Origin of the sequence: Moraxella lacunata (genome assembly GCF_900453205.1) — a bacterium.
GTDB classification, from domain to species: Bacteria; Pseudomonadota; Gammaproteobacteria; order Pseudomonadales; family Moraxellaceae; genus Moraxella; species Moraxella lacunata_B.
Window position 1 is genome coordinate 253,896 of record NZ_UGQU01000004.1, and the last position, 13,965, is coordinate 267,860.

Genomic DNA, 13,965 nt, shown 5'->3' on the forward strand with positions numbered 1-13,965 from the left:
ATTGAAAAATTGAAAAATTGAAAAATTGAAAAATTGAAAAATTGAAAAATTGAAAAATTGAAAAATTGAAAAATTGAAAAATTGAAAAATTGAAAAATTGAAAAATTGAAAAATTGAAAAATTGAAAAATTGAAAAATTGAAAAATTGAAAAATTGAAAAATTGAAAAATTGAAAAATTGAAAAATTGAAAAATTGAAAAATTGAAAAATAGTCTGATTAAATTTTAATCAATTTTACATCCCTTATTCCAAAATTTTTAAAAGCATCCCAAATTTTAAAATTTTTTCATAAGCTTATGTCAAAATAGCATTGAATGCCCGTCTGTTTTTGGGTAAGATAAGTTCCACGATAAATCACCAAGTATGGGGAATCACATGCACACGAACATCACATTGTATAAACAAATCCACCCTTGTCAATGCCAAGCCTTGTCCGAGCTGGGTTTTAAGAGTTTGATAAATTTGCGTTTTGATGATGAGATGGCAGGTCAGCCCAAGACTGCCGAGCTGTGCCAAAGTGCCGAGCAGGTTGGACTGTCCTATCGTCATCTGCCTGTGGATGGCGAGAGTTTGCATTTGGAGACGGTGACGGCATTTGCTCATCTGTTGTCTGATTTACCCAAGCCGGTCATGGTGTTTTGTGGGACGGGTAGCCGTGCCAAACGTTTGTATCAGTCGGCTGTGGTGAGTGGGCTGATTTGATGATGACCGCCAAGTGAGAGCTTAGGCGGTTTTTATTGTCTTTTGCCACGCATTTTGGGTTATAATAATAAAAATTTTTTTAGGACTTGTCATGCTATCTTTATCCGACTTCCACGCCCTTGCCGAACAAGGCTACACTCACATTCCGCTTATCAAAAAACGCTTAATGGACGATGCCACGCCTGTGTCGGTGTTTGCCAATTTGCGTAAATTTTTTGCGTCCGCTTATTTGTTTGAGTCGGTGGTGGGGGGCGAACGCTGGGCGAGATATTCTATGATTGGGCTGGGTTCGGACATTATTATCCAGTATCATGACGACAAGGTGGTGATAAAGGACACACGCAAGGACGAGACGACCACGCACGACACCAACCCATTTGATTTTATCCGCACCTTTATGGCGGAGTACAAAACCCCAAGCCAAGATGTCATGCCCGACCTACCTGCATTTAGTGGCGGACTCGTGGGTTATTTTGGCTATGACATGATACGAGTGATTGAGCCGTCTGTTGGCGTGTCAAACTCGCCCAATCCTTTGGCTTTGCCTGATATGTGGCTTACCCTATCATCGTCTGTGGTAGTGTTTGACAACCTAGAGCATACCCTATCTATCGTGGTCTATGCCGACACGCACGCCAAAGACGGCTACAAAAAGGCGGTCAAACAGCTTGATATTATTGAGAATTTGCTGTCGCACAAGCCTGATTTGACCGTCAAAAAACAGCCCTTACCGCATTTTGTCTCACAAACAGGGCAAAACAAATTCTGCACGGACGTAAACCGCATTAAGGAATACATCAAGGCGGGGGACGTCATGCAAGTTGTCCCTGCCCAACGCCTATCAGGCGAGTACAGTGGCGACCCGCTCGCGGTGTATCGGGCATTAAGATACCTAAATCCGTCTCCGTATCTGTTTCTTATCCAAGGTGAGCTTGCCAATGATGAACCGTTTCATATCGTGGGGGCGTCGCCTGAGATTCTCTCTCGCATTGAGACGGTGGGCGATGAGCGTAAAGTTACCGTGCGACCATTGGCAGGGACTCGCCGTCGTGGCGTGGACATGGCAGAAGATTTAGCGCTAGAAGCCGAGCTACTCTCCGACCAAAAAGAAATCGCTGAACACCTGATGCTCATTGACTTAGGGCGTAATGACATCGGCAAGGTGTGCGACATTGGCACGGTCAAGGTAACCGATAAGATGTTTATTGAACGCTACTCGCAAGTCATGCACATCGCAAGCAATGTAGAAGGCGTGGTGTCGGCTGATAAGGACGCTCTGGACGTGTTCTGTGCGACTTTCCCAGCAGGCACGCTGTCGGGAGCTCCCAAAATCCGAGCCATGCAAATCATCGATGAGGTTGAGCCTGTTCGCCGTAGCGTGTTTGGCGGAGCGGTGGGCTATCTGGGCTGGGCGGGCAACATGGATACCGCCATTGCTATTCGTACTGCTGTGCTAAAAGACGGACAAGTCCATATCCAAGCAGGGGCAGGCGTGGTGGCGGACTCAGACCCCGTGGCGGAGTGGGACGAAACCAACAAAAAAGCGTTGGCGATTGTCAAGGCGGTGGAAATGGCGTGTGGGGGGCTTTTGGTTTAATCACAGCTTTTCGCAGATTTCTAAGTTTAGCCGAACAAAATCGTCCCAAGCGATGTGTTCGGCTAAATGCTTTTTATAATAATTCTCTACCTGACAAATAAGTGGACGTTCATCATAAATCAAACATAGGTTGGTGTCATCATTAAAATGCCGACAAACACCATCGCCACGGTCTAAATAAGCAGTATGTTCACTCAGATTGACACGGCGACAGCATTTGCCACAGGATGTGCATGGAAAAGGCGTAAGATTATCCATGGAGCTTTTTGGCTTTGCTTTGTAGCCATGACATGGTACTGGCACTATTTCCCATTTCATAGGGTAATTCTATGCCACGCCTGTCTATTTCGGCTTGTAAGACTTGTCCTTTTTGGGTTTCATTGCTGGCATGGCTAAGAGCATTAGATAAATCTCTTAACTCTTGGGGGTTGAGATTAAACTCTATTTTGGCAAGATTGGTAACATAAGCATTTAGCTCAGCATTAATCTCTTTCATATGGTCCAAAAAGACATCATACTTATTTTTAAGACTGTTTAAAAACTCCCACACTTTTTTCATGATAGGACTGTAATCAATAAAATAAGCAGTGCCAACCATCAAAAGACCTGTAAATAATGCACTAACAAAAGCGGCAATCTCCGTGCCAAAAGGCATGGTTAAGACTGTCGCCAAATGCTGATTGAGCATCACGCCCAATATGGTAGAAACGCTTGCAAAAATAAGTCGGGTAATCTCTCTCATCAAATCGCCAAATGCCAACTTTTGGGGGTTTAATACCAGCAGTTTGATGACTTGTACCAAGTTATTCCAAGATTCACGAATAAGTTTCCCCATTAATTTGGTACTGGTTAAGAAAATATTTAAAATGGTGTTGGTAATGCTAGACAAAACCCCAGCAATAAAGCTGTCTTTAAAGGTGTTTAGTACATCTTTAAATCTTAATTTTACCCTTTCAAAAATATTGTTTAAGGTATTTTTTAGTTCCCTCCAAAACATTTCAAGGCTAAAATTTATTTGACATTTCCTTAAAAGATTTGGCAGAGCCTCTTTTAATTCAAACCAAATCTCCGCCAATAACAGACCAACGGCTTGCCTTACGCCCATGCGAAATCCCTGACTGGCAGCAGCTTTCCCTGTGTTTTTAAAAAATTTACTGCTGGTGTAATAAGCCATACCAATTTCATGATTGTATTCACCCCGTGCTTTTTTGTCAGTTTCAATCATGGCTTCTTTATCAATATTTTGCAAAGCCTCCAAATCTTCCTTGGCTTGGCGTAAATTCTGTTTTAAATCCAAAACATCTTGACCGTGAGCATCTTTTGGAAGTTCTGCCAGTTGTTGCTCGTAGTTTTTAATTTTGGCTTCATAATTATTAATACTTTTTGGCAAAACTTCATTCAAAAATTTTTCGGTAGAATGTTGCTTTTTGGCAATATTGATTTTGTCATAGGTGGATTGAAAGTTACTATTTTGATTGGCAAGTTCTGAGCCGTCCAATCCTGCCAAAACTCTACCTGCATCATCATGAATTTCTTTGGCGGAGATAATATGGTCTAAATGACGTTTCTCGCCGTGTTTCATTGTGGTGTTACGGTAGGCATCATGCAATTTGCCCGATTGGTATTTTTGCTTATCTTCTCTGCCTTTGTTGATATAATTTTCATGCGAATGATAAGCGTGTGAATTGTAATCGCCACGATTTTCATAGGCAGAACGAGCTTCATCAGTTGCCCATATGCCTTGACGGGCATTGTGAATGGTATCTACATCACCGCCTTTTTTATCTTCAAATAATAAAAAATCCAAACCAAAAGTGGTTACAAGGCTATGAGTAACGGTTTTGTTAAGCTCGCCTGTCCAATCAAATTTTGCTGTTGTTGTCATTGTTACCTGCCAAATAAGATGTCATCGGTCACTTTAATGTGATTAAAATGACCGATGAGCAACGGGTTTTGAGTTTTTTTATGATGTGTATGCCTTACTATCTAAGGCTGCTTGATCCATAACTTCTTGCATCTGCTTGTCATTTAGAGCATGACCCCCAGCTTCCTGTTGGAACATAGGAGTGCCATCTTCATTATAAACAGGCTTGCCGTTGCTTGTTTCAATCTTAAATATGGGTGTGGTCATAACATCTGTTAGTATTGCAGCCAGGGCATAACCATTTTCAATTTTGCGATGAAGCTCTGTTTTATGTTCTATTATTTTCACTTGATTGGTTTTTACCAAAGAAGATGTTTGTTTTAAAATATCCAAGTAGTCTTTAAATTTCTCATGCAGATCGTTGATGTTAATTATAATAACTTCAAGATAGTTAGATAAGTCTTTTAAATAAGTACGAGTTACGTTGGCATTTTTAGTAAATTGTGCAACATTGGACTGAATGGATTTTGCTTTTTGTAGATTGTCTTTGGCATGATTGGAAAAAATCCAAGTTCCCCATAATCCAAAAATCATCACCCCGCCTAAGTAAGCAGCGGAGTTCATGGAAATATTCTCAATCTTTTCCATTTCAATCTTTTTTGGATGTTTTATCTCTATATGTTTTTGGCTCCCCTGATTCAATTTGTCAATTAGAGCCTCGGAAACCTCCCTAAATTCATGAAAGTCTTGTCCGATTTTAAAATAAAGTTTGTCTAAATCAGCGAGTTTCTGTTCAGCGAGCTTCTGGGCGTTTTCTAGGCTTAGCTTGGTCTTTTCATATTCTGCCTGTGCCATTCTTGTAATATTTCTAGATTTTTTGCTGTCTTGGTAGGCATCATAGGTTTTTTTAGTCGTGGCGGCACTAACAACCACACCAGCAACACCAGCTACAATAATTGGTAAGGGCATAACTTTACTCCTTTAAAAATGCTGATATTCAGCGGGGTTAAAATAAATTCTAATCTAAATAAGACCTCAATTCACCCTCCAACCTATCCTGCCATTCTTTTGGCTCGATAATGGTCAAATGTGGTATCCAACACCGTATAATGGGCGATAATTCATCATAATGCCAAACTGTGCTTTGTATAAGCCAGTCGCCATTGGCTTGCTTGGCGATAATGGACTGTTTGGGTAAAATCTGTCTTTGTTTAAAATATGAAATGACCTTTGAGCTGACATTGATAAGAACGGTTATTTCTTTTTGTCCTAGCCAAATGCTATCATTATTATTGATGAGTGTGTCAATTTTATCATTGCTATCAAAGTATTCTTTATTGATAATCAAATCATTAATTTTGCTTAACCGATAACTTTTTAGTTGGTCATTTTCCACACCCACCAAATACCAAAATCCTTCTTTAAAAATCAGTTTGTAAGGATAAATGGTGCGTTCTTTATTATCATAACGGCAGTGTATGATTTGGCGATTATTGATAGCACTGTCTAACTGCTTCATCATTTCATCAAATGCTTGACTGTTTTCATAGGTATAATGATGAATATGATATGAGCTGTCCGACTTTTGTTTAATTAGCTCCCTTAAAAAACCAATATCCATATTTGGCAACAAATGATGAATGCCGATGAGTTTAATCAGTTCGCCAAATTCTTTGTGGGTTAAATCAAACCGCCGAGTATTGTCCAAATACACAGCCCCACGTTCACGCACCAACGGCAGATAGCACTCCATGCGAGCCAAATCACGGCGAATGGTTTTGTCGCACACGCCATATTCGTCCGCCAGTGCTTTGGTGTTCAGCGTCTCGTTGCTGTTTAGGCGGATAAAGATGTCGGCAAATCTGTCCGCCAGTCGTTCGTGCTTGTTGCTCATAAGTTGTCAAATAAATTCCTTGTGGTGCGTTATCACTTTATGCCAAGAGCAATGAGCGAATAAATGTATTGTACCTATTTTGGGTAAATTCGTCAATATGGTGTAAATAGGTCTATTATTTTTCATAAGTTCATGGTGATGACCAGAAGTATTCACACCACCCAGATGATAGCCTTGCGAGCGTGGCTGTATGACGCACGCACCGCCCAAAACTTACCCATGCGGACGCTTGCCGAGCGACTTGACCGCCCGCATTCGTTCGTCCAGCGGGTGGAGAATGGCGACCGCCGTCTTGATGTGGTGGAATTTATCCAGTATTGCCAAGCACTAGGTATTGACCCAAAGGTGGGGCTTGACCTAGTGTTGCAGACAGAATAAGTCATGACATGGACAGGTTGTGTCCATATTGATGGCAGATGTGTGATTTGTGCTGTATTTTTGGGTATAAAATCCCCAAAAACATCTGGATTTTGGGGTATGGTTAATAAATGCTTTTTGGCATAGATGTGCAAAAATAGTCGGTCTATATATCTAAAACTGGCTCTGGTTCAAAAGTATGCTACAAAGAAAACCGTTCGTGGTGAGCTATGCCTGCCCATAACGGTTTTTCGACCCGCAGGCATAGCTCAGGGCAAACGGAAAACCTAGTTTTTTAGGAAGTTTAATTTACCTAATTTTCCAATTTCTCCGTATCCAAGACAGGTTTTGGTGTTGGGGTATCGGCAAGTAAGGCTTTGCCGTCCGCTACGGGGACAATGCTGTCTTTGGGGGCGAAAATCTCATTTTTGTGCTGACTTATCCACTCACGCCACACCGCAAGCCCAATCGCCAACACCACAGGCCCGATGAATAGCCCCACAAAACCAAATGCCGTCAAGCCCCCAAGCACGCCGATAAAGATGATGATAAAGGGAATTTTGGTCGCCCCACTAATCACAATCGGACGAATGAGATTATCCACCCAACTGATGACAAGCGTCCCCCACAGGGCAAGCCCAATACCTTCTGCCGTATGCCCTTGTGAGAGTAGCCACACCGCCACACCGCCCCACGCAAAGGGCGTGCCAAAGGGGATAAGTGCCACGACAAAGGTAAGAAGTGTGAGCAAAATGGGGTTTGGGGCGCTGGCAAAAGCATAGCCCACTCCTGCCAAAATCGCCTGAGCCAAAGCGGTCAATCCAATGCCATACACCACCGCTTGCGTGGTCGCCCCCACCGAGTCGATGTAGTCGTCAATGCGGTCGCCGATGATGTTTTTCATGGCTTGGCGGATTTGGCGAATCAGACTTTTGCCGTCCCGATAAAAGAAAAACAGGGTCATCAGAGCCATGCCGAGTTTGGCAAGGTTTTTTAGCACCGCATCAAACGCCATTTTGCCATAATACAAATGCGACTGCACCCACGTTCGCACCGTCTCCATGGTCGCTTCAGGGTTTTTGTTAATCTCCCAAAGCGTGTCCTTAATCGTCTGCCCGATGACAGGTAAGTCCTTGATTTGACTGGGTAAATCCAAATAACCTGCTTGCAGACGGCGAATTGCCGTACCAACAAAACTCACCACTTCATGTTGCAAATAAAACACGCCCACAATCAGTGGAATGCCAATCATGAGCGAGATACAAAAAGTCATCAAAAACGCACTAAAGCTGGGGCTTAGGCGGACTTTGGTGTGAAAAAAAGTATAAACAGGAAAAGTAACGTACGCCAAAATCCCTGCCCACAACGCTGGCACGATAAAAAATTGCACCACTTTAAAGCACAGTACAATCAAAATAACAAGCAAAGTCAAGGCGAGCAGGCGTTGTAAGACGAGTTCTTTATTCCATTGTTCAATCATAGTTTTGGCGTAAAAATGCGTAAAAAGGTGCTTGTAAATGGGGATATTATGCCAAAATTTTGACAAAAACGCATGGGAATTTTGTGGTGTTTGCGTTGCGTAAGTTTAAGGGAAAATAATTTAGAAAACCGTCAAAATCGCTTAGGGTAATGCACGCACAAGCCGATTTAGTCCGTTGGCAAAGGCTTGTTTTTCTCTATCCCCATACGGCTTTTGCCCGCCCATTTCTCGTGGGTCAAGCACGCCTGTGCCACGAAGCGTTTCCACAAAGTCCCGAGCGTTTAGTTTGGGCTTGATGTTGTCTATGGTAAATTCCTCGCCCCGTGCGGTCAAGACTTTTGCCCCTTTTTGTAGTACGTCATTGGCAAGGGGAATGTCGCTTGTGATGACCAAATCCCCTGCTTGGGCGTGGTCTGTGATGTAGGTGTCCGCCACGTCAAAGCCTTGGGCGACCACCACCGACTTTAAATAAGGCGATGGCGGTAATTTGATATAAGCATTTGCCACAAAAATCGCTTGCACCTGTGTACGGTTGGTGGTTTTGATGATGAGTTCTTTGGCGATGGTGGGGAGGGCGTCTGCGTCTATGTAGATAATCACGGTTTATAAGACACTCTTTAAGGCTTGTTGTTGCACATTCATCACACCACGCACCATATCATTGACATAGTGTTTGATGTCGTCATTTTGGGTTCTAAGCCACGCCACAAGGTCGGGTTCAAAATCGCTTTGGCTGTTAATTTCTGCCAACATTTTTTGAAATTGGCGTTCGTTTTCTGCTCGTTGTTCTGGACTTAATTTGTCGTGCAACTGCTCTTGTAAGATTTTAAAAGATTTTGCCATTACAATAATCCTTCATTTTGAAGTTCAATTAAATGCTGGTCGTACAAATCATCAGCAATCGGAATGTGGGTTTCGTACCAGTGTTTGTCGCCTGTTTTGTCGCTTGCAATGAGTAAAATTGCCGTGCGTCTTGGGTCAAAGGCGTATAAGGTGCGAAAAGGGTGACCGCCAATTTGTGTGCGTAATTCTCGCATATGGCTATGGCGCGAGCCATAAACATCGCTACTGTGCGGATAGCCCAAATTTACGCCTTTGGTCATCAAAAGTTTGACGGAGCGTTCAATGGCGGACTGTTCATCTATGGACAAACCCGCCCACCATTCGCCAAATTCATCGGTATATTCCACTTCCCACATTGTAAAATTCCTTTGAAGATTAGGCAAGCCCCAATTTATTCGGCAACAGCCCCACCACCTTTTCTACCGTCTCGGTAAGTTTCTCGCTATCGCTTGGCATTACGGTAATGTGGGCGATTTTGCGTCCGTGTCGCTCTTCTTTGTCGTAGCCGTGATAATGCACGCCGTCAATCGCCAAAATATCAGCAATCTTTGGATAATTACCAATGACATTGAGCATAACTGACGGCTTAACAATGCTGGTATCGCCAAGTGGCAAACCCGCCACCGCCCGCATATGGTTTTCAAATTGGCTACATACCGCCCCCTCAATGCTCCAATGCCCAGAATTATGTACACGGGGGGCGATTTCGTTGGCAATCAGGCCCTCATCGGTTACAAACAGTTCTAAGGTCAAAACACCGACATAATTTAAATGCTCCAAAAGTTTTTTGATATTTTCTTGGGCTTGTTCGGTTAAATTGTCCACATTGGGGGCGGGGGCGGTCGTTTTGGCAAGAATGCCATTGTGATGGACATTTTCCACCAAAGGATAATAGCGGATTTCGCCAGCTTGCGAGCGGACGGCGATGATGGACACTTCACGGCTAAAATGGATAAACCCTTCGGCAATTAAGGGAGCGGTTTCACAAGCCTTGCCTAATTCGTCCCAAGCCGTCTTAATGTCATTTTCACTTCTAATGACAAATTGCCCTTTGCCATCATAACCACCCCGAGTGGTTTTTAAAACAAGGGGTAAGCCTAATTTATCGCAAGCTGTTTGTAAGTCATCAAACGTACCCACTGCCAAAAATGGCACGGTGTCAATGGCGAGCGTATTAAACAAATTCTTTTCATTTAAACGGTCTTGGGCGATAAATAGGGCGTGAGCAGGGGGAAATAATCCGACCGTTTGCTCCAAAATTTTGGCACTGTCTAAGGGCGTATTTTCAAATTCTAAGGTATAAGTGTCGCAGGCTTTGGCAAATTCATCAAACTGCTCGGTGCTGTATACCTTACCCAAAAGGCGGGCAGGACAGTTGGGAGCGTCTTCTAGGAACACACAGCGAATGCCAAGTGGCAAGGCACTTTGGGCAAGCATTAAGCCTAATTGCCCACCGCCCAAAATGCCGATGGTTTTGATGGGGTGTTTGGAATGATTGACGCTATAAAAATTGGCAATGGAGAGGGGGGTGTTTGGCATAGGGGTTCTCAATTTGGCTTTTGGGTGTTTTGGGTTGTAGGGGCGAATTGCAATTCGCCCTTATGGACAACGGATAATTTATGAATTGACAATGCCGGGAACAGGATTGTCTAAAATGCTTTGGGTTTGTTTGGCACGAAATTCAGAGACTTTTTGCCCCAATTTGTCATCAGAAATGGCAAGCATTTGCACCGCCAAAAGCCCTGCATTGTACGCCCCTGCCGTACCGATGGCAAGCGTTCCCACCGCCACGCCTTTGGGCATTTGTACGATGGATAAAAGGCTGTCCCAACCGCTTAACATACTGGATTTGACAGGCACGCCAAGCACGGGCAAATCGGTCTGGCTAGCACACATTCCTGGTAGATGAGCCGCCCCACCTGCTCCTGCGATGATGACATTTAGCCCACGAGATTTGGCACTTTTGGCATAGTCAAACAGACGGTCAGGCGTGCGGTGGGCGGAGACCACTTCGCATTCAAAGGGGACACCAAACTCAGCCAAAATCTGTGCTGTTTCACACATGGTCGCCCAATCGGACTGTGAACCCATGATGATACCGACTTTTGGGGTGCCGTCTGGCGATGAAATGGGGGCAGGGTTTGGGGCGTGGGCGTTTGACATGATAATCCTTAAATGGCTAAAAATGGTTGAAAAAAAGGTATTATAGCAAATATTGGGGCGAATGCTAAGGGTGTGGGGAAATTTAATCTTTAAAAAATTTGGTATGGTTAATCTAAATAAAATTGTTAAAGTAAATTATAGATTTTGGGGTGAATAAATCATTATTGTATGTCTGTATTTTAAAATAAATCCATTAAAATTATTAGGATAATTTTAAATAAAATCCCCCAAATCATTTACCCCACAAATTGCACAAAATTATCATCATCTAATATCGGATTGTTGGTGTCAAATTGATAAGCGGTTAAATGTCCGCCCCTGCCTGCCGAATAATCAATACACACGACTTTATCGGATAAAATGGTTGGTTTATCATGTAGCCAATAATGCCCGATAAATATTGGTTTGTTGGTTGTAACACTAAATGCCAATAATTCATCGGACAAATCATTGAGATAAATCTCGGGTAAATCATTGGCAAATAGCGTTTTGTCAATGGATTTATTTTGCCAATCGTCTATCCACCATTTGACACGAGCATTCGTGCGGACTATGCCTGTTTTGTCGGTCATGGTTAAGCCAGTCGGCAGGGGGCTTTCTATGCCTTTTAATAAATGCTCTATGGCATAATAAGGCTTGGTGTTTCTTTTGCCTGTCAGCTGTACGGCATTGGGGGTTAATTTATTATTATCAAGTAGGGGCGTTAATATCTGTATGCTATATTTATCATAGCAGGCGTGAATACAAATACAGTCGTCAAATTCAAGCCAAAGGGGCAATTCATAAAATCGCTGTATCCAATGGTGATGTAATGGGCTATCAAATCCTACTTCATCAATAAAGGCTTTGTGCTGAAAGTTATTATTTTCGGTATGCGGACGCAGATATTTGCCATTGTCATTTTGGGTAGCGTAGCATATGGCGTTGTATTCGTGATTGCCCATGACGGCAAGAGCCTCATTGTTATCAATCATATCAAAAACGATTTTGAGTGTGGCTAATTGCTGATTGCCCCTATCAATAAAATCGCCCATAAAAATCGCTTGATGACCTTGTGGGGCGATATGGCTTGTGCCGTTATGAACATAGCCCAATTTGTCAAGAAGTCCTGTTAATTTGTCGGCGTGTCCGTGAATGTCGCCAATGATGTCGTAAATCATAAAGTTATCCTATGTTAATGATTTTTTGTAAAAGTTAAAAACTAATTTTTAAAATCCACCGATGATTATAACAAAAATTTTTGGCAAATTTGCCACCAAAAACCTCCAAATTTGTTACAATAAATATTTTTGGAAAATGCCGTGTCCGATTTACGCCCCAATTTTTGGCAAAATTATCCCCTATCCGCCCTAACCGATGACGAATGGGAAGCCTTGTGCGACGGCTGTGGCGTGTGCTGTTTGGTCAAATACCTAGACGATGATGATGTGCGACAGACCGAATACACGGACGTGGCGTGCAAACTGCTTGATACCGCCACAGGACATTGCTCGGACTACCTCAATCGCAAACGCTTTGTGCCTGACTGCATTCGTCTGACGGTTGATATGATAGCGGAGATGATGTGGCTACCCCACCATTGTGCGTACAAACGGCTCTACTTGGGGCAGGGCTTACCACATTGGCACCGCCTTATCGCAGGGCAAGACAGGCATGACAAACAACTGGATAAAGTGGGCGTGCGTGGTCGCTGTGTGTCCGAGATACAGTTTGATGATGAAGAGATAGAAGAGCGGGTGATAAAGTGGGTGAAGATTTAGGGAATGATAAAAATGCCAATTTATAATAATTGTATTTAGGGTGTGGAAAGCACGCCCCTACAAAAGCATTTTTCAAGATTTAACATTGTTGCAAATTGGGGTTAATTCATTATAAATAAAAATCACCCCTTACTAAACCTACCCCCAATACATACTTTATCCAATTCATCAAAAGACACCCTTACCATACCAAGCGTATCGGTAATGGTAAGTTTGCCGTCTGATTTGATATTGGTTTGGTGTTTTTGGCATTCGATATAAAGCGGTTTTTGTTTGTAGTCGGTTTGCCATTTACCCCCTTTAAAATCAAAATCGACATCATATTTTTTGCCAACCATAGGCGAGATAAATAGCATGATACTAAATAAAAACAAAGTCGCCATTGGCACAAATATAATGAGCGATACAGTGCCGTCCAATCGTTTATTTTCGCTGTATGTATAATAACCGCCAAGCACAAAAACCGCAATCGCCACTCCCATATAAATGTTGTCCATATTGCCAAAATCTAGCGTGATAAATTTATCAAAATAAAACAACACCCCCAATGCAATAAATAACCCAAAAGACGAATACGCCAAATGCCCCGAGCGTTTGCCCAAATCATGCTGTTCGGACAAAAATGCCTTGGCATAACTGTCATCATTAAAATTTTGTATATCAAAACCTTTTTGTTTAAATATCGCAATCACTTCATCAAAATCATCTATTTGCCATATATGCTCATGAATGGCAAATCTTTTGGTTAATGCACCAACCACACCGTTTGAATGACCATGAATTAGCAAAAAATTGGGGTATTTTTCTAATTCTGCTGGTTTATTTGAAAAAATAGCATCAGTTACGATTTTGCTTTTATCATGACAATAAGAAACTGCCTGTATGTCATGCCAATGGATTGGTTTAAAGTGTAAAATTTTACTTAAATACTTACTGTTTGTATAAATGCCTGTTTCGTCAATGATTAGGCGTATGCCATTGATTTTATCTTTAAAAAAATAAGCAACAATAAAATCAATCATCAAACTAATAATCAACAAAACACCCGTTACCAAAAAATAATTATATTTGGTTATTTGGGGGAAAAATATAATAATAATGGGTGTGATAAAAAAGATGACTGGCTTACTAACAGTCTTGGGAAAGTTCCAAAACAATGCTTTGGCTTGTTTTGGGCGAAGTGGGTAGCTTTTTGGGGTCATGAGGCGTCCTTTTTTGGTTTTTGATAATGTAGCAAAAATCTTGGTATGGTGCAATCGGTATCAAGAAGCTGTGCGTTGCCCGACTTTTTTGGGCTTTGCTTTG

Annotated in this window: 16 protein-coding genes; 4 read left to right on the forward strand and 12 right to left on the reverse strand. The window is 42.3% G+C overall.

Annotated features, from left to right (window positions below; genetic code table 11):
• Positions 1–375 precede the first annotated feature (375 nt).
• Together DX073_RS13665 and DX073_RS13670 are read left to right on the forward strand one after the other, a co-directional pair.
• On the forward strand, positions 376–702 hold the full coding sequence (locus DX073_RS13665; protein WP_065256738.1) for a protein tyrosine phosphatase family protein: 327 nt from the start codon (positions 376–378) through the stop codon (positions 700–702).
• A gap of 91 nt (positions 703–793) precedes the next feature.
• Positions 794–2,299 (forward strand): anthranilate synthase component I family protein, encoded by a 1,506-nt coding sequence (locus DX073_RS13670; protein WP_115008535.1) that lies wholly within the window; start codon positions 794–796, stop codon positions 2,297–2,299.
• Here the strand turns inward: DX073_RS13670 and DX073_RS13675 are convergent, their stop codons facing one another.
• The 4 genes from DX073_RS13675 to DX073_RS13690 form a co-directional block, all read right to left on the reverse strand.
• On the reverse strand, positions 2,300–2,557 hold the full coding sequence (locus DX073_RS13675; protein ID WP_115008536.1) for a YkgJ family cysteine cluster protein: 258 nt from the start codon (positions 2,555–2,557) through the stop codon (positions 2,300–2,302).
• Entirely contained in the window at positions 2,550–4,184 is a 1,635-nt protein-coding gene (locus tag DX073_RS13680; RefSeq protein WP_115008537.1) for a DNA repair protein, read from the reverse strand. Before DX073_RS13680 ends, DX073_RS13675 begins: the two co-directional genes overlap by 8 nt.
• Before the next feature lie 78 nt (positions 4,185–4,262).
• Entirely contained in the window at positions 4,263–5,132 is an 870-nt protein-coding gene (locus DX073_RS13685; protein WP_115008538.1) for a hypothetical protein, read from the reverse strand.
• Positions 5,133–5,181: 49 nt separating this feature from the next.
• Complete coding sequence (locus DX073_RS13690; RefSeq protein ID WP_115008539.1) at positions 5,182–6,057, reverse strand: helix-turn-helix transcriptional regulator; 876 nt, start codon at positions 6,055–6,057, stop codon at positions 5,182–5,184.
• Between the two features lie 138 nt (positions 6,058–6,195).
• Here DX073_RS13690 and DX073_RS13695 point away from each other — a divergent pair, with 138 nt between their 5' ends.
• Complete coding sequence (locus DX073_RS13695) at positions 6,196–6,435, forward strand: helix-turn-helix domain-containing protein (RefSeq protein ID WP_029104055.1); 240 nt, start codon at positions 6,196–6,198, stop codon at positions 6,433–6,435.
• Positions 6,436–6,727: 292 nt separating this feature from the next.
• Here DX073_RS13695 and DX073_RS13700 read toward each other — a convergent pair whose 3' ends face one another.
• The 7 genes from DX073_RS13700 to DX073_RS13730 all read right to left on the reverse strand — a co-directional run bounded on the left by DX073_RS13700 (position 6,728) and on the right by DX073_RS13730 (position 12,060).
• Complete coding sequence (locus DX073_RS13700; RefSeq protein ID WP_115008540.1) at positions 6,728–7,894, reverse strand: AI-2E family transporter; 1,167 nt, start codon at positions 7,892–7,894, stop codon at positions 6,728–6,730.
• Positions 7,895–8,035: 141 nt separating this feature from the next.
• On the reverse strand, positions 8,036–8,494 hold the full coding sequence (locus DX073_RS13705) for a YaiI/YqxD family protein (RefSeq protein WP_115008541.1): 459 nt from the start codon (positions 8,492–8,494) through the stop codon (positions 8,036–8,038).
• A gap of 3 nt (positions 8,495–8,497) precedes the next feature.
• A complete protein-coding gene (locus DX073_RS13710) occupies positions 8,498–8,737 on the reverse strand; it encodes a hypothetical protein (protein WP_115008542.1) in 240 nt (79 codons plus the stop codon).
• Positions 8,737–9,093, reverse strand: a complete 357-nt coding sequence (locus DX073_RS13715) for a type II toxin-antitoxin system RelE/ParE family toxin (protein WP_115008543.1) — start codon at positions 9,091–9,093, stop codon at positions 8,737–8,739. Before DX073_RS13715 ends, DX073_RS13710 begins: the two co-directional genes overlap by 1 nt.
• 19 nt (positions 9,094–9,112) lie before the next feature.
• Positions 9,113–10,276: a 5-(carboxyamino)imidazole ribonucleotide synthase gene (locus tag DX073_RS13720; protein WP_115008544.1), complete on the reverse strand. Its 1,164-nt coding sequence runs from the start codon at positions 10,274–10,276 to the stop codon at positions 9,113–9,115.
• A 78-nt stretch (positions 10,277–10,354) separates the two neighbouring features.
• The gene (purE, locus tag DX073_RS13725) at positions 10,355–10,900 is read right to left on the reverse strand and encodes a 5-(carboxyamino)imidazole ribonucleotide mutase (RefSeq protein WP_115008545.1); all 546 of its coding nucleotides are present in this window, start codon (positions 10,898–10,900) and stop codon (positions 10,355–10,357) included.
• Positions 10,901–11,136: 236 nt separating this feature from the next.
• Entirely contained in the window at positions 11,137–12,060 is a 924-nt protein-coding gene (locus DX073_RS13730; protein ID WP_115008546.1) for a metallophosphoesterase, read from the reverse strand.
• A gap of 141 nt (positions 12,061–12,201) precedes the next feature.
• Between DX073_RS13730 and DX073_RS13735 the strand changes: the two genes are divergently transcribed.
• The gene (locus DX073_RS13735; protein WP_115008547.1) at positions 12,202–12,660 is read left to right on the forward strand and encodes a YcgN family cysteine cluster protein; all 459 of its coding nucleotides are present in this window, start codon (positions 12,202–12,204) and stop codon (positions 12,658–12,660) included.
• A 122-nt stretch (positions 12,661–12,782) separates the two neighbouring features.
• On the opposite strand, the gene DX073_RS13740 is transcribed toward DX073_RS13735, so the two are convergent.
• Entirely contained in the window at positions 12,783–13,862 is a 1,080-nt protein-coding gene (locus tag DX073_RS13740; protein WP_115008548.1) for a hypothetical protein, read from the reverse strand.
• Positions 13,863–13,965 lie beyond the last annotated feature (103 nt).

Excerpts from the sequence above, each read along its gene's own strand:
- DX073_RS13690 (WP_115008539.1), bottom strand. The coding sequence starts at position 6,057 with ATGAGCAACAAGCACGAACGACTGGCGGACAGATTTGCCGACATCTTT.
- DX073_RS13685 (WP_115008538.1), bottom strand. The coding sequence starts at position 5,132 with ATGCCCTTACCAATTATTGTAGCTGGTGTTGCTGGTGTGGTTGTTAGT.
- DX073_RS13700 (WP_115008540.1), bottom strand. The coding sequence starts at position 7,894 with ATGATTGAACAATGGAATAAAGAACTCGTCTTACAACGCCTGCTCGCC.
- DX073_RS13715 (WP_115008543.1), bottom strand. The coding sequence starts at position 9,093 with ATGTGGGAAGTGGAATATACCGATGAATTTGGCGAATGGTGGGCGGGT.
- DX073_RS13680 (WP_115008537.1), bottom strand. The coding sequence starts at position 4,184 with ATGACAACAACAGCAAAATTTGATTGGACAGGCGAGCTTAACAAAACC.
- DX073_RS13740 (WP_115008548.1), bottom strand. The coding sequence starts at position 13,862 with ATGACCCCAAAAAGCTACCCACTTCGCCCAAAACAAGCCAAAGCATTG.
- purE (WP_115008545.1), bottom strand. The coding sequence starts at position 10,900 with ATGTCAAACGCCCACGCCCCAAACCCTGCCCCCATTTCATCGCCAGAC.
- DX073_RS13730 (WP_115008546.1), bottom strand. The coding sequence starts at position 12,060 with ATGATTTACGACATCATTGGCGACATTCACGGACACGCCGACAAATTA.
- DX073_RS13720 (WP_115008544.1), bottom strand. The coding sequence starts at position 10,276 with ATGCCAAACACCCCCCTCTCCATTGCCAATTTTTATAGCGTCAATCAT.
- DX073_RS13670 (WP_115008535.1), top strand. The coding sequence starts at position 794 with ATGCTATCTTTATCCGACTTCCACGCCCTTGCCGAACAAGGCTACACT.
- DX073_RS13665 (WP_065256738.1), top strand. The coding sequence starts at position 376 with ATGCACACGAACATCACATTGTATAAACAAATCCACCCTTGTCAATGC.
- DX073_RS13695 (WP_029104055.1), top strand. The coding sequence starts at position 6,196 with ATGACCAGAAGTATTCACACCACCCAGATGATAGCCTTGCGAGCGTGG.
- DX073_RS13675 (WP_115008536.1), bottom strand. The coding sequence starts at position 2,557 with ATGGATAATCTTACGCCTTTTCCATGCACATCCTGTGGCAAATGCTGT.
- DX073_RS13710 (WP_115008542.1), bottom strand. The coding sequence starts at position 8,737 with ATGGCAAAATCTTTTAAAATCTTACAAGAGCAGTTGCACGACAAATTA.